Consider the following 21686-nt stretch of genomic DNA (forward strand, 5'->3'; position numbering starts at 1 on the left):
CTATACTGGGATCTGGATCTGGACCCTCTTTCTGGGCGTACTTTCAAGATCTCAGCGGCGCACCTGGGCTTGCGTGGCGCAACTGTCTGTGCTAGAATACCTGCAGGTGCCGAAGTGGTGGAATAGGTAGACACGCGGTGTTCAGGGCGCCGTGGGCGCAACGCCCGTGTGGGTTCGAGTCCCACCTTCGGCACCAGTTATTTTTTCCGTCGGCCTGAGCCCGGTTTCACATGGCGAGACGGACGGTTTCGGTTTCCTGCAGCTGGAAGATGGCTTCTTCGCGGCCGGTTTCCACGTTGAAGTAAATCAGGAACACGTCGCGAGGCCCGGCGCCCGGGCTGGTGCCGGTGCCGGCCTGGGTACCGTCCCGCGGGCCCATGCTGGCGCGCACTTCATAGGTCAGTACTTCGCGGTCGGCGCCCACGGGGATGAGGGCCAGGGATACCCCCTCCACCTTCATCCCCGGATTCACCAGAGCGGCGGCCTCCTGGGGCGACAGCCTGGGCCGCGGCAGCCTGCGCACGCCGCTCTGCTGCCAGTAAGCCACCGCGTCCAGGCCCGAGATGCGCCCGGTGTCCATGCCCACGCGCACGTTGATGGTCTGGGGGTACTTCACCACCGTCCCGGCCGGCGCCCCGGCGGCGGGATCGGACGGCCAATCGGGCAGGGTGCCATCGAGGCGCACGACGGGTGCGAAGGAAAAGGTCAACTGGTCGGCTTCCTGCAGCCAGCCCGTGACCACGGCAGGAGGGAAGCCGCGCGCGCGCAGGAAGTCGGTAGCCAGCGCGAGGGCGCGGCGGCGGTCGATGGTGGGCGTGCCCAGGGTGCGCTGGTCGAGCATCCACAGGATATGGCCTCCGGCCTGGCTGACGTCCACCACGATTTCGCGGTTGGTCCCGGGCGGGCGGAGGCGCACGGAGTAGGCGGGCACAGGTCCGGTGACGGCAGTCACCCCGGCCAGCCTCACCTCGGGACCCAGGCCCAGGAAGGCCCGGGCGAGCGCGGCAGCCTGGGTGGCGTTTACGGCGGCACCCGGTAGGGGTGCAGGCTTGAGTTGCTCCAGGTGTTCGGAGAAAGGCCCGTCGTACACCAGGCCGGGGAAGCTCTCCAGCTGGCGGGCGGCGGCCTGCAGCCAGCTGCGGATGACCTCCGGCGTGGGGGCACCTTCGGTGGTGCCCCGTTCCGCCGCCTGGGCGTGAGCGGCCCCGGGGGCCGAGGTGGTGGGACGTCCGACCGTGTGCATGGCCTGGGCCACCTGCCCGGCCAGGTTGTGGAGGTCGGCCAGGATGTCCCGCTGTTCCCGGGCAAGGGGCTGGCCGCGGACCAGCTGCTGGGCGAGGATCTGGCAATAGCCGCTCACCTGCTTGAGGAACTTCTGGGCTACCCCCAGGTCGTGACCGGCCGAGGGCAGTTGGGCCAGGTTGAGGCCCGCTCCGTCGGCCTCGGCGGAGATGCGGGAAAGGAGCATGATCTGGCGGTCGCGGGCGGAGCTGGCCAGGGTTTTGGCCAGCAGCACCTCCAGGTTTTCGACCTGGGTAAGCAATCCCGAGTATGACATCTGGCGCGACGCCCGCAGGGCGGCTTCCGCCCTGGTGAGGGCGAGGCGCTGCTTTGCCACCCACGGGATGCCCAGACCCACCGCCACCGCCAGCAGGGCGATGAGGGACCATCTCACCATGTCACGCCGCCGTTCCATTCTCATGTCCTCCCCATGACCCCGGTCGTCTCGTGCCTCCGTCTGGTCGGGAGTCAGCGGGCGAAGACGTGCCTCCCTATCCAACGCACCACCGGACGACTCCACACCCACGGGTTTACGGGTTTGGCCGGATTCCAGAAGTACAGGCTACCATAAGTGGGGTCCCACCCGCTGAGAGCGGCCTGGGCAGCCTGGATGTCCTCGTTGCTGATGGGAAGGTACCAGATGCGTCCGTTTTCCACCGACTCGAAGGCACCGGGCTGGAACGCCACGCCCGAGAGACTCCCCGGAAACCTGGGATTCTTCATGCGGTTGAGAATGACGGCCGCCACGGCCACCTTTCCCTCGAAGGGTTCGGCCTCAGCCTCACCAGCGATCAGCCGGGCAAGGAGGTACACGTCGTCCGAGCGGGAATAGCCGCGGGACACCGTGTAGCGCGCGGGCACGGCCAGGCCCAGGGCTGCCCAGGTAGCCGGCCCCACGATGCCGTCCGGGGTCAGCCCGTTGGTTTGCTGGAAGCGGATCACGGCCGCGTAGGTCTCGTAGCCGTAGTACCCGTCCACCGGGCCGAAGTAGTATCCCCATTCGCTCAGGCGCGACTGTAGGTTTACCACCCAGGGTCCGGTATCGCCCCAGCCGATGGTGGGCTGAGCTGATACGTGTCCTCCTACGGCAAACGCCGACACTCCGACCGCGAGGCAGAACCCTAACACAGCCACCAGGGTGCGCTGGCGCTCCCGCAAGGTCCTCGTCAGTCCCTCCATAGCCGGCACCCTCCCCGCCGCGATCTAGCCCAAGGTCGCGCGGCACGCAATTCCCCGTCGCGATGTTAGCGTGCGCCACCGCTTGATTTTCATTCCCGCAACTGCCATGGCCAGGTGCACGATCGTTTGGCTATGGAAGGGGCCTCCCCGTGGCGGAGGGGAGGGCGGCTGCAGTGATCGGCCCGTGTAGCCGTCCTGCTGCTCGACCGCCACCGCCAGTTGCCGCCTTGCCCTCGGGGAAATGGGGGCGGCCGATGACGGCGTCAGCAGCTTCGTTGACAGGCGGTAATGCCGTGCTATAATGTCCATTGGAACGCAGGTGTCGGAGTGGCGGAACTGGCAGACGCGTACGTTTGAGGGGCGTATGGGATATCCCGTGGGGGTTCAAGTCCCCCCTCCGACACCACCGGCATTGTTCGCTCTGTTGTTTCAGTTGATCTCATCCGAAGAACGCAGCCAGCCCCTGACGTGCTGGCACACTCCGGTTTCGTTGCTACCTCTTGGGCTCATGGGCTCAACTTGGTAGCACTGTCTGGTTATTATAATGAGCAAGGGGTTAAGTTTAATAAACTGGCCGATGGGCCTTGCTTACCAAAGTTCCCTGTGACAATCCTCCATTATGTAGCCCGCTGTGTCGTGACCACTTATTGGAGAAGGCGGCGGATGCGGGGGATCTGCGCGCGGGTGGCCTCCTCGCCCAGCCGGATGTGGCGTGCGATGGCCTCGCGGTCGAAGGTGGTGAGCGGGGGAAGGGTGGGAGCGATGACCGCGTCCGCCAGGGAAGCCAGGCGGTCGCGCACCATCTCCCGCTCGAGCAGGCCGATGGCCCGCATGACCACCTCCGGGAAGCTGTTCACCTGGACACGTTGCTCCTGGCCGGAGAGAATATCGACCCCGACCACTACCCCTGCCCCCATGGCCTTGAGCACGGCCGCGGGCACCATGTCCCGCACGCCGCCGTCCACCAGGGTGCGGCCGGCCAGCTGTTTGGGCACGAATACCCCGGGGATGGAGATGCTGGCCCGGATGGCCTGGGAGAGCCGCACGTCGGTGAGGAACACGGTACGGGAAAGAGGCGGGAGCCCCTGGGGCACGAAGGAGGACATGATGACCAGTTCGCCGCTCACGATGTCCACGGCCTCGATGGCCACCGGGGGCCGGGCCTGGGCCAGGGTGCGCCCACCCGTCAGGCGTTCGAGGGCGTTTTCGACCAGATCGCCCTGGATGATGCCGGCGCGGGTGAGGATGACGCCCGGCACCATGCTGCGCAATCCCCCCGCGAAATCGAGCATCTGGGGATTCGCCAGGCTGGCGATGGTGTTGGCCGCCTCGTCCAGGGGCGCGCCTGCGGCGTACAGCCCGGCGGCTATGGCTCCCGCACTGGTGCCGGCCACCAGGTCGGGTTTCAATCCCGCCTCCGCCAGGGCCCGGAGTACGCCCAGGTGGGCGATGCCATGGAATCCCCCCGCACCCAGGGCAAGTCCCCACTTTCGGTTCACCTGCGTCACCTCGCAGGCATGCTATGCAGCAGGCGCCCAGAAGGGTGCGGGCGCCGGCCGCATCTCGCAGTGTCCTGTGCGGGGCACCACCCCGTGGTGGCGCGCGCCGCATCAGCGGGGAATCCCCAGGTACCACTGCAGGATGGGATCGCCGAACAGCATGGCGGCCAGGCAACCGGCCGCGATGAAGGGGGCAAAGGGGATGTAATCCTTCCTTCTCTTCTTGCCCAGGGCCATGAGCACGAGGCCGACCAGGGCGCCAAAGATGAAGGCCAGGAGCAGACCGAGCAGGGAATACTGCAGGCCCAGGAAAGCGCCCGCGGCGGCGGCCAGTTTGACGTCGCCCCCGCCCATGCCGCCGCGGCTGAGCAGGGCGATTACCAGGAAAAGCCCGCCGGCGATGGCCAGCCCCAGCAGGCTGCTGGTGAGGTGGGGGACGCGCACGGCGGCTGACCAGGCCAGGGCGAAGGCGATGGCGGGGATGGTGAGGCGGTTGGGGATGAGGCGCAGCCTCATATCCGTACCGGCGGCGGTGATGAGGATCACGGCCAGTACGGCGTATCCCGCCGTGCGCCAGTGCACCCCGTGCACCGCCACCAGGGCGGCAAATGTGGCGCCGGTCACCGCCTCCACGAGGGGGTAGCTGACGGTGATGGGAGCGCGGCAGTACCGGCAGCGTCCCCGCAAGAGCAGCCAGCTCAGCACCGGGATCAGGTCACGGGGGCCCAGGCGGTGGCCGCAGGAAGGGCAGTGGGACGGGGGGAACACCACCGATTCGCCCCGGGGCAGCCTCCAGATGAGCACGTTGATGAAGCTTCCCACTACCAGGCCCAGGATGCCCGCCAGTGCCGCTGCCAACCCTATCCCTCCCGGTCTCCCCGGCGGGTGCCGCTCCCGCCTTATCGCTCCCGGTCGACCCAGCGGGTGCCGCTCCCAGTAGTTTCCTTCTTCCAGATGGGCACGGTCTCCTTTATTCGATCGATCACATACCGGCAGGCGGCAAAAGCGTCCCCCCGGTGGGGTGCGGACACCGCTATCACCACGCTGTCGTCCCCGGGCTTCAACCGGCCCTGGCGGTGGGTGACGTGGATGCCGCGCACGTCCCAGCGCCGGCGGACTTCGTCGCCGATGGCCTCGAGTTGATCGCCGGCCATTTCCGGGTAGGTCTCGTAATCGATCTCCAGGGTGCGGGTGTTACCCGTACGCTCGCGCACGGTGCCGATAAAGAGGACCACGGCCCCTGCTTCGGGATGGCGCACGGCCTGCACCGCCCGGTCGACCTCCAGGGGCGCCGGCGTCACCTCGTAGTGGCCGCCCCCGCTCACCCCGTACTGGTCGCCGCCGCTTACCGGGGGGATCACGGCCACCTCGTCGCCCTCTGCCAGGGGGCGGTCCGGGTTGGCGAAGCGGCGGTTCACGGCCACCAGGAATTCCTCCCGGTATCTGGCCAGACCCGGGTGCCGGCGGATGATCTCGTCCCAGGCCTGGGCCACGGTGGCCCCTTCCGGCAGGTCTATGGTCGTTCCGGCCCCGCCGGCCAGGTCCCGCGCCAGGGCGAAAAACTTGACCTCGATGTGCACCCGATGTCCCCCCTCCGCGCCACCCATTCTAACCTGCCGTCGGGGGGTGGTCAATCACGCTGCCTGCTGCGCGCCCCGGTTGCGGGCGGAAAAGGTGAGCCCATGGGAAGGAGGAAAAGTGGGGGGCGAGGGTGAAAATATAGGATGGGAAGTCGCCGGGGGGTGGCCCGGTTGTCCTATGAAACACGTGCATTCCGATGGATCCTGGTGGCAGCCGGCGTGATCATGCTGGGCTGCTTTATTGTTTTGCCCGACCCGTGGCGGGGGCGGTGCGCCATCCTGGTCCTGGCGGCGGCCGGACTGTCCCTCGTGCCCCTCCGCTTGTGGGTCAACCGGGCATATCTGGAAGCCATGCGCCGGGCGGCCCGGCTGGCGGGCCTGGAAGTGGTGTCTTCCCTGGCCGAGGAGGCCGCCCACCCCGTGCTGGGGGAGCTGAAGCGGATTCTGGACGCGGATGTGTACGGGTGGAAGGTGGCAGGCAGGTTCCCGGCGCTGGTCGGGGTGAAGGAGAAGGCGGTCGTGGTGGTGCGGGTTCCCCCGGGGGTGGACTTCGACGCCGCCGCCCCCGACTGCACCCGGGTGGCGGCGCTCGTGCGCGTGTCTGCCTCGCCCTTTGCCGTGTACGACCGGGGGCTCCTCAAGGGTCGCACTCCCCAGGGGCACCAGATCGCCATGCCCGCGGACGATTTCTCGGCTAGGTACCTGGTCACCGGATTCAAGGACGAGGAGGTGAAGGGGATCCTCGGGTCCGGCCTGAGGAGGACCATCGCGGAGGCCGGTGGCGTGGGTTTCCGCGGCATCGAGGTAAGCCGGTACGGGGTGTTCGTGCACGAGGCGGGCAAGGTGGTGGACCCGCAGCTCATCGCCTCTCGCGTGGAACTGGTATCCGGTATGGCGGCCCAGGTGCCCGGCGAGCCCCTGGTATCCTGATCGGGTTCAAGGGGTCCCGGGTGACCAGGGGCAAGGGTGGCAGAAACTTCCGTGAATCCCCCATTTCACAACCGGAAAGGGACGGTGGTGTAACTTGATCAAGGGTTGGCCCATCCCCAGGCTGTACGAGGGGATGACCATCGCGGACATCACTGAGTTTCTGTTCCTGGAAGATGAGCCGGCGGCCGCCGAGCTCATCTTTGTATTCGGGGGCCGCAACGAGGCCCGCGCCCTGCGGGGTGCGGAGCTGTACCGCCAGGGATTTGCCCCCCGCGTGCTCATCGCGGGCGGGTACAACCGGGAGCTGGGGCAGGTGGAGGCCCAGTTCCTGGGCCGCCTGGCTGTGGAGCAGGGGGTTCCGCAGGAGGACCTTATACTGGAAATGCGCTCGGCCAACACCGAGGAGAACGTGGCCATGGGCCGGGAGCTCCTGGAGAAGCTGGGCCTCCTGCCCCGCGACGCGGTCCTGCTGGTGTCGGCGCCGTTCCACTTGCGCCGGGCCCGGCTGACGTTCGAGCGGTATTTCCCGGGCGTAAGGGTCCTCTGCTGCCCGGACGGCCGCCCCGATGTGAGGCGGGACAACTGGTGGCAGACGGAAGAGGCAAGGGGGCTGGTGTTCCGGGAACTGGAGAAGGTGCGCACCCTCCAGCAGCGGGGCGAGTTGTAGCGCGGAGTATCGCTGCCCGCGCTCCGGGAGATACTACCAGCGCGTCGCGGGGGGCAGGGCCCGGTGCGGGAATCCTTGCCGGGGTTCGCTCCTTTTGTTATAGTGGACCTGGGGGCACACTCCCGTGTGGTACATCGCGATTGGGGCTGTCCTGTTCATATGGCTGGTCATAGCCGGGGCGGTCAACCTGGCCACCGGTTACCGGTACACGAAGTCCAGCCTGGCCGGGCTGGGGGGCGTGTTCGTGACCTGCGCCGCGGTGGCCCAGGTGGTTGCGCGCGCTCTCCTGCCCTCGTCCAGCCGCATCATCCAGGTGCTGGTGGGGATCGTCATCACCGTACCCCTGTTCATTCTCCTGGGGACGGTGATGGCGGAGACCTGGAAGCGGTCGCGCGTCATCCCTCCTTTGGACGAACTGGAAGCGTGGAGACGGCGCGAGGAAGAATGCCTTGCCCGGCTCGCCGAGGTGGAGAGGGAACTAGAGGTGCTGGCGGCCCGCCAGCGGGAAGTGGAGCAGGCCAACCGCGAGAAGATGGACCGCCAGTGGCAGTTGCGGGCTGTGGTGGAGAGGTGGGAGCAGGGCGGGGGCGTGGCCCGCATCCGCGCCACCAAGGTGCAGCAGTGGCAGCAGGAACTGGCCGGCCTGTCGGAGACTGACCTGGAGCGACGGCGGCAGAAGCTGGACGACCTGGTGGTGGGTGAGGCAGATCCCGTGCGCCGGGAGCAGTTGCAGATTCAGAGACACCTGGTGGAACTGCAGGTCCTTGCCCGTACCCTGGCCCAACCCAACCGGCAGCTTGACGAACTGCGTCAGCGACAGGGAGCCCTGAATGCCGAGAGGGAGAACCTGCGCCACGGTGTGAGCCGCATCCGGCAGGCGATGAACGAACGCAGGCGGGATCTCCGCTCCGAAGGCCCCACGCGCCTGGAGTAGCTTCTCGTGCGGAGGAGGTGGCACCTATGAGTCAGGTGGCCACGTACAACTCGGAGATCTGCCTGGGACAGCCCGAGCCCGGTCAGTCCATCGAGCAGTTGCCGGGATGGGAGATCCTGCGCCAGGCCGTGGAGGCGGTGGCCGAGGAGAAGGGGGGCCGGGTGACGCGCCAGATCACTGACTACTTCGGCCGCCACTATGACGTGGACTTCGCCGTCATCACGCCGGAATTCCCCCGTGGGCTGGGGATCAAGGTTTCCCGCGCCACCGGAGAGGTCAGGTTCATGTACGACGCCTACGGGGGATACGAGCCGGTGGTGCGCGGCCTGACGGAATCGATCCAGCAGAATCACAGCGCCCTGGCGGTGGCCCGCGCCCTGGAAGAGATGAACTACCAGGTCGAGCTGGAGGAAGTTCCGGATCAAGGTCCCGGGCGCAAGGTGGTGCTGGTAAGGGGCACGCTGTAGGCCCCGGGGGGGCCCTGGGGGGTGAGGAGTTGGCCCGCAGGATAGAGGTTAGCGTGGACCGCCAGGGCCGGATTACCGCCAACTTCGTCGGGTTCCAGGGAAAGGAGTGCGAAGACGAGGCGGAAGCCCTCCGCCGCGCCCTGCGGTCCCTGGGGCTGGTGGCCCTTCCCCTGCACGTGACGCCCAAGTCCGAAGAAGAGATGGTGGAAGAAACCAGGGAGCCCGAGGAGGAAAGGGAGGGAGCGCGGCGGCAGGTGGGCGCCCCGTGAGCAGAACGGGTACGGGGTTTTGCGCTCCCACCGGACGGTGCGGCGAAGTCGTAACCCGGCCTTCCATCGTGGAAGTGGTCGTGACTGCCTCCGGCCTGGAGGTGTACGAGCGCGCGGGCGAAGGGGCGGTGGATGCCCTGGAGGGGAAGCTCCGCGCTCTGGGCCTACGGCTCTCCGTGCGCCGGCGCACCCTCTGCGGCTAGAAGCGGGCCTGGGGGGTGGAGGAGTTGTCGCTGTACCTGCAGCTGGATACCGGGTGGATATCCCGGGGGTTACTGAAGCGGAAGAGCAACTATTCTCCGGTCATCGTCTTTGAGACCTCGGACCCCAAGCGCCTGCACCAACTCAAGGAGTACCTGCTGCGGCAGCCCGATGCGCGCTACGACTACTATTTCGTGTATGACCAGTGGGAAGGGCTCGGGCGCCTGGTGGACTCCTCCTCCGGGCCCCAGTTCGAACCCTTCCGCAAGAGGGTGGGGTCGAGCCCCCTCGCCCAGCGGGTGGGTACCCGCGAGGAGGGGGGCATCCAGCTGCAGTTTTTCAAGTCCGCCCTGAAGGAGGTGGATGCCCAGCTCAAGAGCTGGCGCGCCTGCTTCATCATCCAGAACCTTTCCGAGAACCGGGAGCACGAGACCGGCCTGTGCAGTGCCCTGCGGGCGTGGGCCATCGACCCGGCCGTGATCACCAAGGGATCCACCGTGATCCTGGTGACGGCTGACGCCGAGCGGGTGCTGGATGACTACACGCGGGAACTGACGGTCATTGTGTCGGTGGATCCCTCCAGGCGCGACGAACGCTCCCACATCGTCCGCACCACGGCCCGCGAGCTCGAGGTGCCTCTGGAAGACGCCGGGGTGGAAGAGATCGTGATGGGGACGGCCGGGCTGAGCCTGCACCAGATGGAAAGCGTCCTGCTGGAGTCCTACTTCCGCACCCAGCAATTCGACCTGAGGGTGATCAAGGACCTGAAGTCCGAGCTGGTGAAGAAGTCGGGCGTCCTGGAGGTGCAGGAGCCCACCCTGGGGTTCGGGGATATCGGCGGGTACGACGTGATCAAGGGCTTCATCCACAAGTACGTGATCAACGTGTTGAGATACGCCGACCGCGCCCGGCGCTACGCCCTGCCCCTTCCTAAGGGCATCCTCTTCTTCGGTCCCCCGGGGACGGGGAAGAGCCTGTTTGCCACCGCCCTGGCCAGCGAGGTGCAGTTGCCATTCATCCACCTGGTTACCGAGAACATTTACTCCAAGTGGCTGGGGGAGTCGGGCCAGAAGATGAAGAACGCCATCGCCCTGGCGGAAAAGATGTCGCCGGCGGTGGTGTTCGTCGACGAGATCGACCGCTTCGGGCGCCGGGGAGTGGCCACCGACTCCGCGGGCGAGGAAACCCGGCGGGTGTTTTCCCAGTTCCTGGAGTGGCTGGGCAGACCCGACCGGGAGGCCATCATCGTGGGGACCACCAACGTCCCCGATCAGCTCGACGAGGCCTTCCTGCGCACGGGGCGCTTCGACTACAAGATCCCCTTCCTGTATCCAGGAGAGGCCGCCCGGCAGGACATCCTCCTCGTGCACCTGGGGCTCAAGGCCGGTACCTCACGCCGCCGCCCGCCCCTGGCCATCCCCGAGGACGGGCTGCGCCAGTTCCTGGCAGAAGAGGTGGTCCCGCTCACCGCTAACTTTTCGGGAGCCGAGCTGGAGGAGCTGGTCACCCGGGCCAAGCGGCAGGCCTTCGACCGGGGAGCGGAGGGCCTGGAGGAAATCGATTTCCTGCGGGCAGCCCGTACCTTCCGGGTTGACCACCGCCACCGCACCGGGGTGATCGAGACCTGCCTGGCCCAGGCCCGGCGCTATACCGACGACCAGGGTTTCCTGGACGCGGTGGAAGAGGAGATGGGGGTCAAGGTCTGAGCCGGCACACGCCTGGGAGCCCTGGGGGGTTAGAGGGTGACGGCGCGGCGCTTTCTGGTTCCGGCACTACTGGCATACGGGCTGCTGGGTGTTCTGGACTTCCTGGCCGTCGCGCGCGGTGGCGTGCGGATCGGTTTGCTTTACGAGTACCTGCTCTCGGCGGCGGGGCTGGTCTTCTTCGCCCGGTACGTGCGGCACCGTGCCGAAGCCCGCGGCCGTCCCGCTCGGCCTTCTTCAGAGACGCCGGTGGGCCAACCAGAAGGGTTCGCGCCGTGCGCGGTCGCGGCCGCTTCCCGCGTGGGGCGGGACGGGCGCACGGCCGTGCTGGCGGGGGTGGGTCTGTTCGCCGTCATCATGGTCCTGCGCCTGTATCTGTACGGTACCACGGGGCAGGTATGGGGCAAGGCGCCCATGCTGGTGCTCACCCTGGCCGCAGCCCTGGGTTACGAAGGCTGGCACTGGGACGACCTCGGGCTGCCCGCGCGCCGCGTCGCGACCCAGATCGCCCTGGGTGCCCTGGCCTGCCTGTGGACGTGGGTGCTGATCACGGCGTCATATCTGCTGACTGACCTGGTGTTCGTGGGTTCCGTCGCGGTGGGGTGGGCGAAGCCGGAGGTCACCGGGCTGGCCGTACTGGGGCTCGCCCTGCGCTTCCTGCAGGGGAACTTCGCCGAGGAACTGTTCTTCCGGGGGTACCTTCTGCACGCCTGGGAGAAACCTCTCGGGCGGCTGGGGTCGCTGCTGGGCCAGGCCCTGTTCTTCGGCCTCTTTCACGTCAACTACTACCTGTTCCCGCCCCGGCCGATACCCATCCTCATGTACGTGCTTTTTTCCGCCGCATTCGGCCTGGCCATGGGGATCATCACCCGGCGTGCGGGCACACTCATCCCCGCCGCCATGGCCCATCCCTTTTACAACCTCACCATCGCCTGCGGGCTGGCCAGCATTGCCTCATCGTGGCAGGCATCTCCCCGGGCGCCCGTGGCCGTGACGGTGGCCACTTACCTCATCCAGCTGGCCCTGTACTGGTGGGCGTTGCCGCGCCTCATGGACTGGTCGGTCCGGATGGTTGGAGCCACACCACCCGGGGACGATATCCCATGTCGGCCATCAGGCGCTCGTAGTCGCCGGGTCGCACCTCCTCGGGGCGCTTCCCCAGCAGGGTGACGAAGATAGCCTCCAGGACGTTGGTGCCGAAGGAACGACCCTGGAACTCCGGGGTGGTGGTGAGGAGCAGCTTTGCGCCGGTCTGGCGCAGCTCTTCCACGTCTCTTGCCGTCACCGTGTTGGTGATGATCACCTTTTCGGGCAGGGAGTCGGGCAGGCGGCGGTAGATGTAGTGCCAGTCCCCGGCGATGATGTCCGCTTGCTGGTAGTAGCCGGTGTAGGGCGGCTTGGGGTGGCGTTCCGTCTGCTTCTCCCCGGTGGGGTAAAGCATGCTCATGGGCAGCTGGGTGATGATGGGGGCCAGCAGGGCGGCCGCCCGCCGCAGTCCCGTCATGGTGCGGATGGGGATGTTGATGCCCACGGTGTACAGGAGGTCTCCCATGATGAGCCGGCAGCCGGCCCGGTCGAGGCTCTCGGCCAGGCCATAGGCGTCCACCGCGCATACCACGAAGGCGGTCTTGCCCGCGAAGGGGTAGCGCAGCTCTGCCTGCAAGTACTCCACGGTCAGGCGCTGGACGGTGTTCTTCAGACCGGAGCCGTCGACCATGGGCGTCACCCGGGCTGCCTGCACCAGGGGCCGGCTGGCCCGCAGGCGGAAGCGCCTGTCCCCCACCGCCAGGTACACGTCGGTGCCGCCCATGCCGAAGGCAGCGACCTTGCCGTCCAACTCGCCCACCATCTGCACGGCCTTGCGGAAGTCCCCGTCCGTACCCCGGCGCTCGATGAGAAAGCGCTCACCCAGGATCTCCACCTCCGCCGTGTGGTCGCGATCGGACGACCCCAGGGAAACGCTCACGATTCGCTTCACGGTAGGCGCCCCCTCAGAGCTTGTAGCCGAACCGGCGCAGGAGAGCCTTGCGCTCGGCGATGTCCTCGTCCGTCTCCACCCCGCGCACGGTGAGCCCGTCGATGACGCCCGCCACGCCCCGGCCCTGGTCGGATTCCGCCACCAGGACCTGCACCGGGTTGGCGGTGGCGCAGAAGATCCGGCACACCTCGGGGACCTGCTTGACGGCGTTCAGCACATTGATGGGAAATCCCTGCCGCATGATGATCACGAACACGTGCCCGGCCCCGATACGCAGGCAGTTCTGGCGCGCCATTTCCGCCAGATCGGGGTCGTTACCCGTCCAGCGCACCAGGCATGGCCCCGACGCCTCGTTGAAGGCGATGCCGAACCGGATGCCCCCGCCCGCGTTGGCCATGGCCTCGTGCAGGTCTTCCACCGTCTTAATGAAGTGGGACTGCCCGAGAATGACGTTGGTGTCCTCCGGCCTTTCCACGGGTACCAGGTCCCAGCGGATATCCGCCATTCGCCCACCCCCGTTCCTGGAGATCTCCTGGTGCTATTCGGCGCCACAGTTAGCATAACCTGCCGGGCTCCGGGACCACCCGATGGTGGGGAATGTCGGGTGGTTTTGCTTGTTTCAGTCCTCACAAGTGGGTCGTGTCAGCTTGTGTGAGGAAATCGCCGGAGAGCTTCAACTGGCTTGTGATATTCGTCACCCTCCGTGTAAGAGGTGTGCAAGACTTTGCCGCTATAATGTGATCCAAACCACAAGCTGACTGGCAAGTTGCAATTCACGGAAGGGACAGACCGGGAAGCAAGGCGGTGGCCAGGGCGGTGGCGAGGCAGCGGAGGATTGAGGGAGGCAGGCCGGCAGGTCGTAGCGGTTAGCTCTGGTTTCTCCCGGCGGGCCGGGAGTACCTGAAGGCGGAAGAGGGAAAGGCCGTGGCCCGGAACTGGAGCCCCCATCCCCAATATGTCGGACTGGCGCATGGCAGGGGCAGGGTCGAACCTGGGAGTTCGACCTGCCCCTGCTGCATTTGACCCGGCGGAGGAGGTAGATCGTGGAAGCCAGGACGGGTGTTTACGTTTGCCACTGCGGGACCAACATCGCGGGAACGGTGGACGTGGAGACGGTGGCCGGGTATGCGGGCACACTCCCGGGAGTGGCCGTGGCCCGGCACCACGAGCACATGTGCAGCGACCCCGCCCAGAACATGCTGCAGACGGACATTCGCGAGCTGGGTCTTAACCGGGTGGTGGTGGCCGCCTGTTCCCCCCACATGCACGAACCCACCTTCCGGCAGGCGTGCGAGGCTGCCGGGCTCAACCGCTACCTGTTCCAGATGGCCAACATCAGGGAGCACTGCTCCTGGGTCACCGTGGACAGGAAGCAGGCCACGGACAAGGCGCGGGCCCTGGTGACCGCCGCCGTGAGACGGGTGGCCTGGCACCAGCCCCTGGAGGCCAGGGAGGTATCGGTGAACCCGGCCACCCTGGTGGTGGGAGGCGGCATCGCCGGCATCCAGGCGGCCCTGGAGATCGCCGCCGCCGGCTACCAGGTATACCTGGTCGAGCGCCAGCCCAGCATTGGCGGCCAGATGGCCCAGTTCGACAAGACCTTCCCCACCCTGGACTGCGCAGCCTGCATCCTCACCCCCAAGCTGAGCCAGGTGGCGAAGGACCCGCACATCCACCTGTTTACCAGCGCTGAAGTGGTTGAGGTCTCCGGATTCGTGGGCAACTTCAAGGTCAAGGTCCGCAAGCGGGCCCGTTACGTGCACGAGGAGAGGTGCAATGGCTGCGGCGCCTGCTGGAACATGTGCCCGGCCGTGGTGGCGCCGGCGCACCGCCGCATCCGCAAGGGCACCGTGGTGATCAAGGTGTCCGGTGACGGCCAGCGTGGTGACGCCCTGATGCCGCGGGTGGGGGGCTGACGGCCCGGCGCCGCGGGCGCCGACCCGGCGCGGCCCGCCCGCCTGGGCGGCCGCGTGGTAGACAGGGTGCGACCGATCGGGCGGGCCGCCGCGGAGGGCACGTGAGGGCGCACCGGTGAAGGGAGGAGGACGGATGGTCGACCGGGTGGAGGAGATCCTGGACCGATACACGGGCGAGGAAGGCGGCCTCATCCAGGTATTGCTGGACATACAGAACGAGTACAACTGGCTTCCCCCGGAGGTCCTGGAGAGGGTGAGCCGCCGGCTGAGGGTGCCGCGCACCTACCCGTACCGGGTGGCCAGCTTCTACAAGGCCCTCAGCCTGGTGCCGCGGGGGAAACACCAGGTGAGCGTGTGCCTGGGCACGGCCTGTCACGTGCGGGGGGGCCAGACCATCCTGGAGAAGACGGAGCAGGTGCTGGGCGTGAAGTCCGGGCACACCACGGCGGACTCGAAGTTCACCCTGCAGCGGGTAAACTGCCTGGGCTGCTGCGCCCTGGGGCCGGTGATGGTGGTGGACGGGCAGACCCACGGCAAGGTCACGCCCGCCCAGGTGGACGAGGTCCTTCGCCAGTACGACCAGTTGCCACCTGGGCTCCGCGGGGGGAGGCATACCCCGCAGGGCTCTTGACGCTAGAGGAGGTGGAGTCGCGGTTGCCGCCGGCGGGCGGCAGCGGAGGGAGGAGGGGAAGGCGATGCCGCTCGGGTCCCTCGAGGAACTGGAGCAGTTGCGGACGGCCCTTTGGGCCGGCAGGGATCCCCGCCGGGCGCGCGTGGCCGTATGTTGCAGCGGATGCATCCCCTCTCATGCCCACAATCTGGCTTCCACGTTCGCGGAAGAGATCCGCAGGCGGGGTCTGGAGGCGGAGGTGGAGGTGGTGCGGACCGGGTGCACGGGTCCCTGCCGGCGGGGCCCGGTGGTGATGGTGTTCCCGTTTCGCACGTGCTACCTGGACGTGCAGCCGGCCCACGTCCCCGCCATCCTTTCCCAAACCCTGGCCCGGAAGGAGGCTGGTGAGCAAGGCCATGGCAAAGCTCATGTCACCCGGGGATTTGGAGGCATTTCGCCAGGACATCCTGGCCCGGCGGGACCCCGCTAGGCCCTGCGTGACGGTGTGCGCGGGCACCGGGTGCCTGGCGGTGGGGGCGGCGCAGGTGGTCTCCGCCTTTGCCGAGGAGTTGCGCAGGAGGGGTCTGGACCAGGCAGTGGACCTACGCCCCACGGGGTGCCCCGGCTTCTGCGAGAAGGGACCCATCGTGGTCATCTACCCCGACGAGATCTGCTACGTGCAGGTGAAGCCGGGGGACGTGTCCCAGATCGTCTCCCAGACGCTGATGGAGAAGAAGATCGTGGACCGGCTGCTGTACCGCGATCCCATGACCGGGGTCAACCTGGTCCAGGAGAGCGAGATACCTTTCTACAAGCACCAGACCAGGTTGCTCCTGGCGAACAACAGTCGCATCGATCCCCGCAGCATTGACGACTACATCGCCCTGGGCGGGTACTCCGCCCTGGCGAAAGCTCTGACGTCCATGACTCCGGAGGAGGTCATCGAGGAGATCAAGCGGTCGGGCCTGCGGGGGCGCGGGGGGGCCGGTTTTCCCACCGGGCGCAAGTGGGAGCAGTGCCGGCGGGCCCCCGGGGACCCCAGGTACGTCATCGTCAACGCCGACGAGGGTGACCCCGGTGCCTTCATGGACCGCAGCCTGCTGGAGGGGAACCCCCACAGCGTGCTGGAGGGGCTCATCATCGGGGGCTACGCCGTGGGGTCGCACCAGGGGTACGTGTACGTGCGCCACGAGTACCCCCTGGCGGTGGAGAACGTGACCCATGCCATCAGGCAGGCTGAGGAATACGGCCTGCTGGGCCTGAACATCCTGGGGAGCGGGTTCGACTTCACAGTCGATGTGCACCGGGGGGCGGGGGCCTTCGTCTCCGGGGAGTCCAGCGCCCTCATGACCGCCCTGGAGGGCAGGGTGGGGGAGCCCCGTCCCAAGCACATCCATACCGTGGTGAGCGGGCTCTGGGGCAAGCCCAGCTGCCTCAACAACGTGGAAACCTGGGCCAACGTGCCCCTCATCGTCAACCGGGGGGCGGACTGGTTCGCCTCCATCGGAACGGCGGGCAGCAAGGGCACCAAGATCTTCTCGCTGGTGGGTAAGGTGAACAACACCGGTCTGGTGGAGGTACCCATGGGGATCTCCCTGCGGGACATCGTCTACCTCATCGGCGGCGGCGTCCCCCAGGGCCGTGAGCTCAAGGCGGTGCAGACGGGCGGACCGTCGGGCGGGTGCATCCCCGAGCACCTCATGAACGTGGCCGTCGATTTCGACGAGCTGACCAAGCTGGGCTCCATGATGGGGTCGGGCGGCATGATCGTCATGGACGAAGACTCCTGCATGGTGGAGGTGGCCCGCTACTTCACCGACTTCCTCTGCGATGAGTCCTGCGGCAAGTGCCTGCCCTGCCGGGAGGGCCTGCGGCGCATGCGGGAGATCCTCACCGACATCACCGAGGGGCGGGGCCAGGAGGGCGACCTGGAACTGCTGGAGGAGCTGGCCGGGACGGTGGCCGCCACCTCTCTGTGCGCCCTGGGGAAGACGGCACCCAACCCGGTGCTCACCACTCTGCGTTACTTCCGCGACGAGTACGAGGCCCACATCCGGGAGAAGCGCTGCCCCGCTTTCGCGTGCAAGGCCCTCACCTCGTTCTACATCGACGCGCAGAAGTGCAAGGCCTGCATGATCTGCCTGCGCAACTGCCCGGCCGAGGCCATCAGCGGCGGCAAGGGTCAGGTGCACGTGATCGACCAGTCCCGCTGCACCAGGTGCGGCACCTGCTACGACGTCTGCCCGCCCCACTTCGGAGCGGTCAGGCGGGTCTCCGGCCAGCCCGTGCCCGCCACCCTGGCGCCGGGCAAGGTGGCCGCCGGCACCGACTGACCACCCGCACCCGGCGGGGACGGACGCCAGCAACGGGGCCGGGCGTCCCGCCGAATGTGATGGCCCGCAAGCGGCCCGAGGGTGGCGTTTGTGAAGGGAGGAAGGTCGTTGAGTGCGCTGACGCTCAAGATCGACGGCAGGAAGGTGATCGCCCGCGAAGGCATGACGGTCCTGGAGGCGGCCCGCGGGGCCGGGGTGGAGATCCCCACCCTGTGCCACCACCCTGCCCTGAGTCCTTACGGGGCGTGCCGCCTGTGCACGGTGGAGGTCACCAGCCGGGGCAGGGCTTCCCTGGTGACGGCGTGCACCTACCCCGTGGAGGCGGACCTGGAAGTCGGGACCCGCACCGACCAGGTGGTGGCGGCCCGGCGCATGCTCATCGAACTCCTGCTTGCCCGCACCCCCCATGCCCCCGTGATCCGGGAGCTGGCCCGGGAGTACGGGGTGCCCCGCTCCCGCTTCCGGGGCGGCCGGGCGGAGGAGGCCTGCATCCTGTGCGGGTTGTGCGTGCGCATGTGCGACGAGGTGGTGGGCGCCAGCGCCATCACCTTCACCGGCCGCGGGGTCGACCGCGACGTCACCGTGCTGCCGCGCATATCGGAAGAACTGTGTGTGGGCTGCGGGGCCTGTGCCCGCGTCTGCCCCACCGGGCTCATCACCCTGGAGGACGTTGACGGCCGCCAGTTCGTGTACTCGGAGGCCCTGCTGGGACCAAACGCCGCCATCCGGGTGCCGTACACCTATGCGGTGCCCAACGTCCCCACCATCGACCGCGACGCCTGCATCCACTTCAAGACGGGCCGGTGCCAGGTGTGTGCTCGCTCTTGCGACCGCGAGGCCATCGACCATGCCATGGAGGACGAGTACGAGGAATTCGAGGTAGGCAACATCATCCTGGCCACCGGCTTCCAGCAGTTCGACCCCACCGAACTGGTGCAGTACGGCTACGGCCGCTACCGCGACGTCGTCACCGGGCTGGAGTTCGAGCGGCTGAACCATGCTTCAGGTCCCACCGGAGGCCAGATCCGCCTGGCGGACGGGCGGGTGCCCGAGGCCGTGGCTATCCTGCACTGCGTGGGCAGCCGCGACGAGCACTTCCACCGCTACTGCTCGCGGGTGTGCTGCATGTACTCCCTCAAGTACGCCCACCTGATCCGGGAGAAGGTTCCGGATGCGCGGGTCTACCAGTTCTACATCGACCTGCGGTGCTTCGGCAAGGGTTACGAGGAGTTCTACAACCGCCTGCAGGAGGAGGGGGTCAACTTCGTGCGCGGCCGGGCCGCCGAGGTCACCGACGCGGCGGAGTTGCCCGCCGAGCGGGGCAGGCTCGTGATCGTGTGCGAGGATACCCTGGTAGGTCAGGTGCGGCGCGTCCCGGTGGACCTGGTCGTCCTGAGTTGTGCCGTGAAGCCGCACGCCGATGCGGAGCAGGTGGGGCGCCTCTTTGGGGTGAGCCGCAGCGCCGATGGCTTCTTCCTGGAGCGGCACCCCAAGCTGGACCCGGTGGCCACCATGACCGACGGCGTGTTCATCGCCGGCTGCTGCCAGGGTCCCAAGGATATCCCCGATACCGTGGCCCAGGCTTCCGCCGCCGCTGCCCGCGCCCTGGCCAACGCAGTGCGGGGTACGGTGGAAATCGAGCCCACCACGGCGGTGGTGGACGAGGAGGTGTGCGGCGGTTGCCGGACCTGCAACCCCCTCTGCCCCTTCGGGGCCATCTCCTTCGTGGAAGAGGCGAAGGTGTCGCGGGTGAACGAGGCCCTGTGCAAGGGATGCGGCGTGTGCGCGGCCGCCTGCCCCAGTGGCGCCATCTCCGCACGCCACTTCTCCATGGGGCAGCTTCTGGCCGAGATCGAAGGGGCCCTGGCCTGAATGTGTGCGGTCGTGTGGACCTGCCCGCGGGGCGTGCAGGGGCGCACGGGGGCGCGCAGCCCCGCTGCGAGGTGCGTGTCCGCCCCCGCGGGACGGCGGCGCGGGCCGGTGAAGGAGGGAGTGAGCGGTGGTAGATCTGACCGAGCAACTGTATGCTCTGCCCGGCGGTGACAAGTTCAAGCTGTGCATCCAGTGCGGGACGTGTGCCGCGTCCTGCCCCAGCGTGTTCGTGATGCGGTACAGCCCGCGCCAGGTGATCGCCCTGGTGCGGGCGGGCATGGTGCGGGAGGTCCTGCGTAGCAACGCGGTGTGGGTGTGCGCGTCCTGTTACATGTGCACCGTGCGTTGCCCCTGTGACATCCAGCCCACGGAACTCATGCACGCCCTGCAGATGCTGGGGTCCCAGAACGGGCTCCTGCCCGACGGTGTGGCTGTGGCGGCTTTCTATCGCACCTTTGCTGCTTCGGTGAAGGCGCGCGGTCGGGTGCATGAACTGGGCGTCATGTTCAGGTTCCTGCTCACCCGGCCTCGGAAGGCCCTGCGGATGCTGCCCGTGGGCATCAGCCTGTTCTGGCACGGGCGTCTCAGGGTGCGGCCGCCGCGCGCCGCCGGGGTGAAGGAGCTGACTGCCATGCTGAAGGCGCTCCGCGAGGAGGCTCCGGCCGGGATGCCGGCGCGGGCGGATGTGGTGGGAGGGGGCGTCAGGGTATGAGGGCGTATACCTTCTTCCCGGGATGCTGCTGCGATGAGGGGTCGGGGGTGGCCTCCGGCATCTCCGCCCGCGCCGTCGCCGGCCCCCTGGAGATCGAACTGCGGGAACTGGCCGACTGGAGTTGCTGTGGTTCCGCCCCCATGTGGGCGCTGGACTCGCTGGAAGGCCCGTGCGCCTCCCTGCGCAACCTGGCCCTGGCCGAGCCGTCCGGACTCGACCTGGTGACCCAGTGCAGTTCCTGCTATCTCACGCTGAAGAGAGGTCACGACCTCTTCCTGGTGGACGCCGCCCAGGGGGCGCGACTCGGGCGGGCCCTGCGCGCGGCGGGACTGGAATACCGCGGACGCGTGCGCGTGCGGCATCTGGCCGAGGTCCTCCTGGACGACGTGGGTGGTGAAGCCATCTCCCGCCGCCTGCAGAAGAAGCTCTCCGGGCTGCGCGTCGCCTGCTACTACGGTTGCCAGACCGTGCGTCCCCAGGGCATCGATCATCCTGAGTTCCCCGTCCGCCTGGAGGCTCTGGTGAGCACGCTGGGCGCGGAGGCGGTGGACTTCCCCTACAAGACCCGCTGCTGCGGGGCGTCCCTCATGTTCTCCGAACAGGACCTGGCCCTTTCCCTGGTCAGGAAAATCCTCGAGAGTGCCACGGAGAGGGGGGCCCAGTGTCTGGTGACGGTGTGCCCGTTCTGCCAGATCAACCTGGACGCCTTCCAGCGCCAGATCAACTCCCGCTTCGGTACCCGTTTCCAGGTGCCCGTTTTCTTCCTCACCCAGTTGATCGGGTTGGCGCTGGGGCTGGAACCGCGCGCGCTGGCGCTGGAGAAAAACGTGGTGTCGCCGGTACCGCTGCTGTCGGCCCACGTGGCCTGATATGCCGGGTACCGGGCACGGCGGAGGAGGTTGGTACGGTTGGCTGTGGATCGCGCTATCGCACCTTCCGGCGATTGGGAACCGCGTGTCGTGGGGTTTTTCTGCAACTGGTGCTCCTACGCGGGCGCCGATCAGGCGGGGGTGGCCCGCCTGAAGTACCCCGCCAACCTGCGCATCGTGCGCGTGATGTGCTCGGGCCGGGTGGAACCCACCCTGGTGCTCAAGGCCTTCGCCACCCGGGCGGACGGAGTGCTCATCGCTGGCTGCCACCCCGGTGACTGCCACTACCAGCAGGGTAACTACAAGACCCTGCGCCGCGTCCCCCTCCTGGAGCGCACCCTGGCCCAGTTCGGCATCCACCCCGCCCGCTTCCGCCTGGCCTGGATTTCGGCCAGCGAGGGACAAAAGCTGGTACAGGTGGTGGGCGAGATGGTGGAGGCGGTGCGCGCCCTCGGTCCCCTGCCCGTCCCCCGCTCCCGCTTCCCCGAGCCGGGCACGCAGGAGAGACGGTGCGAGTCGGTCGCCATGGGGGCCTGGGGTGCCGGCACGCCGCTACCAGGCGCCGTTTCGGGTGGGGACACGGAGCTGGAAACCACCTTGCCCCCGACGGGAGGTGAGGCTCATGACTGAGAAGCTGAAGCTCGCCTTCTTCTGGGCGGCGGCCTGCGGCGGCTGCGACGTGGCCG

Annotated in this window: 21 protein-coding genes, 2 tRNA genes and 2 pseudogenes; 18 read left to right on the top strand and 7 right to left on the bottom strand. The window is 67.8% G+C overall.

Annotated elements, in window-relative coordinates; all coding sequences use genetic code 11:
• The first annotated feature begins 108 nt into the window (after window positions 1-108).
• A tRNA-Leu gene (locus QME70_13660) sits at window positions 109-196 on the top strand.
• Window positions 197-226: 30 nt separating this feature from the next.
• Here QME70_13660 and QME70_13665 read toward each other — a convergent pair.
• Both QME70_13665 and sleB read right to left on the bottom strand, forming a co-directional pair.
• Window positions 227-1696 (bottom strand): germination protein YpeB, encoded by a 1470-nt coding sequence (locus QME70_13665; GenBank protein ID MDI6895615.1) that lies wholly within the window; start codon window positions 1694-1696, stop codon window positions 227-229.
• A gap of 53 nt (window positions 1697-1749) precedes the next feature.
• Window positions 1750-2460, bottom strand: a complete 711-nt coding sequence (gene sleB, locus QME70_13670; protein MDI6895616.1) for a spore cortex-lytic enzyme — start codon at window positions 2458-2460, stop codon at window positions 1750-1752.
• 321 nt (window positions 2461-2781) lie between these two features.
• On the opposite strand from sleB, the gene QME70_13675 reads away from it, so the two are divergent.
• Window positions 2782-2866, top strand: a tRNA-Leu gene (locus QME70_13675).
• Window positions 2867-3104: 238 nt separating this feature from the next.
• Here the strand turns inward: QME70_13675 and QME70_13680 are convergent.
• From QME70_13680 to moaD, 3 genes are all read right to left on the bottom strand, one after another.
• A complete protein-coding gene (locus tag QME70_13680) occupies window positions 3105-3959 on the bottom strand; it encodes a patatin-like phospholipase family protein (GenBank protein ID MDI6895617.1) in 855 nt (284 codons plus the stop codon).
• 111 nt (window positions 3960-4070) lie between these two features.
• Window positions 4071-4817, bottom strand: a complete 747-nt coding sequence (locus tag QME70_13685) for a prepilin peptidase (protein MDI6895618.1) — start codon at window positions 4815-4817, stop codon at window positions 4071-4073.
• A 41-nt stretch (window positions 4818-4858) separates the two neighbouring features.
• Window positions 4859-5539 carry a molybdopterin converting factor subunit 1 gene (moaD, locus tag QME70_13690; GenBank protein ID MDI6895619.1) on the bottom strand — a complete coding sequence of 227 codons (681 nt, stop codon included), beginning with the start codon at window positions 5537-5539 and terminating at the stop codon, window positions 4859-4861.
• A gap of 171 nt (window positions 5540-5710) precedes the next feature.
• On the opposite strand from moaD, the gene QME70_13695 reads away from it, so the two are divergent.
• From QME70_13695 to QME70_13730, 8 genes and pseudogenes are all read left to right on the top strand, one after another.
• Window positions 5711-6469, top strand: coding sequence for a hypothetical protein (locus QME70_13695; protein ID MDI6895620.1), 759 nt, complete (start codon window positions 5711-5713; stop codon window positions 6467-6469).
• A 94-nt stretch (window positions 6470-6563) separates the two neighbouring features.
• Entirely contained in the window at window positions 6564-7136 is a 573-nt protein-coding gene (locus QME70_13700) for a YdcF family protein (GenBank protein MDI6895621.1), read from the top strand.
• 124 nt (window positions 7137-7260) lie between these two features.
• Window positions 7261-8070, top strand: coding sequence for a hypothetical protein (locus QME70_13705; GenBank protein ID MDI6895622.1), 810 nt, complete (start codon window positions 7261-7263; stop codon window positions 8068-8070).
• A 26-nt stretch (window positions 8071-8096) separates the two neighbouring features.
• A complete protein-coding gene (locus QME70_13710) occupies window positions 8097-8537 on the top strand; it encodes a hypothetical protein (protein ID MDI6895623.1) in 441 nt (146 codons plus the stop codon).
• Between the two features lie 29 nt (window positions 8538-8566).
• On the top strand, window positions 8567-8806 hold the full coding sequence (locus QME70_13715; protein MDI6895624.1) for a hypothetical protein: 240 nt from the start codon (window positions 8567-8569) through the stop codon (window positions 8804-8806).
• The gene (locus QME70_13720; protein MDI6895625.1) at window positions 8803-9009 is read left to right on the top strand and encodes a hypothetical protein; all 207 of its coding nucleotides are present in this window, start codon (window positions 8803-8805) and stop codon (window positions 9007-9009) included. Before QME70_13715 ends, QME70_13720 begins: the two co-directional genes overlap by 4 nt.
• Window positions 9010-9033: 24 nt before the next feature.
• Entirely contained in the window at window positions 9034-10713 is a 1680-nt protein-coding gene (locus tag QME70_13725; protein ID MDI6895626.1) for an ATP-binding protein, read from the top strand.
• Between the two features lie 411 nt (window positions 10714-11124).
• Window positions 11125-11622: pseudogene (locus QME70_13730) on the top strand (CPBP family intramembrane metalloprotease).
• 136 nt (window positions 11623-11758) lie between these two features.
• Here QME70_13730 and QME70_13735 read toward each other — a convergent pair.
• Together QME70_13735 and QME70_13740 are read right to left on the bottom strand one after the other, a co-directional pair.
• Window positions 11759-12688 carry a quinate 5-dehydrogenase gene (locus QME70_13735; GenBank protein MDI6895627.1) on the bottom strand — a complete coding sequence of 310 codons (930 nt, stop codon included), beginning with the start codon at window positions 12686-12688 and terminating at the stop codon, window positions 11759-11761.
• A 13-nt stretch (window positions 12689-12701) separates the two neighbouring features.
• Window positions 12702-13193: an adenosine-specific kinase gene (locus QME70_13740; protein MDI6895628.1), complete on the bottom strand. Its 492-nt coding sequence runs from the start codon at window positions 13191-13193 to the stop codon at window positions 12702-12704.
• Between the two features lie 538 nt (window positions 13194-13731).
• Here QME70_13740 and QME70_13745 point away from each other — a divergent pair.
• The 8 genes and pseudogenes from QME70_13745 to QME70_13780 all read left to right on the top strand — a co-directional run bounded on the left by QME70_13745 (window position 13732) and on the right by QME70_13780 (window position 21459).
• Window positions 13732-14604, top strand: coding sequence for an FAD-dependent oxidoreductase (locus QME70_13745; GenBank protein MDI6895629.1), 873 nt, complete (start codon window positions 13732-13734; stop codon window positions 14602-14604).
• Window positions 14605-14737: 133 nt separating this feature from the next.
• Window positions 14738-15235: an NAD(P)H-dependent oxidoreductase subunit E gene (locus QME70_13750; GenBank protein ID MDI6895630.1), complete on the top strand. Its 498-nt coding sequence runs from the start codon at window positions 14738-14740 to the stop codon at window positions 15233-15235.
• A gap of 64 nt (window positions 15236-15299) precedes the next feature.
• Window positions 15300-15704 carry a (2Fe-2S) ferredoxin domain-containing protein gene (locus QME70_13755; protein MDI6895631.1) on the top strand — a complete coding sequence of 135 codons (405 nt, stop codon included), beginning with the start codon at window positions 15300-15302 and terminating at the stop codon, window positions 15702-15704.
• Window positions 15631-17547: an NADH-quinone oxidoreductase subunit NuoF gene (locus tag QME70_13760; GenBank protein ID MDI6895632.1), complete on the top strand. Its 1917-nt coding sequence runs from the start codon at window positions 15631-15633 to the stop codon at window positions 17545-17547. Before QME70_13755 ends, QME70_13760 begins: the two co-directional genes overlap by 74 nt.
• Before the next feature lie 108 nt (window positions 17548-17655).
• Complete coding sequence (locus QME70_13765; protein MDI6895633.1) at window positions 17656-19419, top strand: 4Fe-4S binding protein; 1764 nt, start codon at window positions 17656-17658, stop codon at window positions 19417-19419.
• 127 nt (window positions 19420-19546) lie between these two features.
• The gene (locus QME70_13770) at window positions 19547-20131 is read left to right on the top strand and encodes a 4Fe-4S dicluster domain-containing protein (protein ID MDI6895634.1); all 585 of its coding nucleotides are present in this window, start codon (window positions 19547-19549) and stop codon (window positions 20129-20131) included.
• Window positions 20128-21000, top strand: coding sequence for a CoB--CoM heterodisulfide reductase iron-sulfur subunit B family protein (locus QME70_13775; GenBank protein ID MDI6895635.1), 873 nt, complete (start codon window positions 20128-20130; stop codon window positions 20998-21000). The genes QME70_13770 and QME70_13775 overlap by 4 nt, the downstream gene beginning before the upstream one ends.
• Window positions 21001-21045: 45 nt before the next feature.
• Window positions 21046-21459 (top strand): annotated as a pseudogene (locus tag QME70_13780) (hydrogenase iron-sulfur subunit).
• Window positions 21460-21686: the final 227 nt, after the last annotated feature.

It is taken from the genome of Bacillota bacterium, assembly GCA_030019365.1.
Lineage (GTDB): Bacteria > Bacillota > Sulfobacillia > JACIYH01 > JACIYH01 > JACIYH01.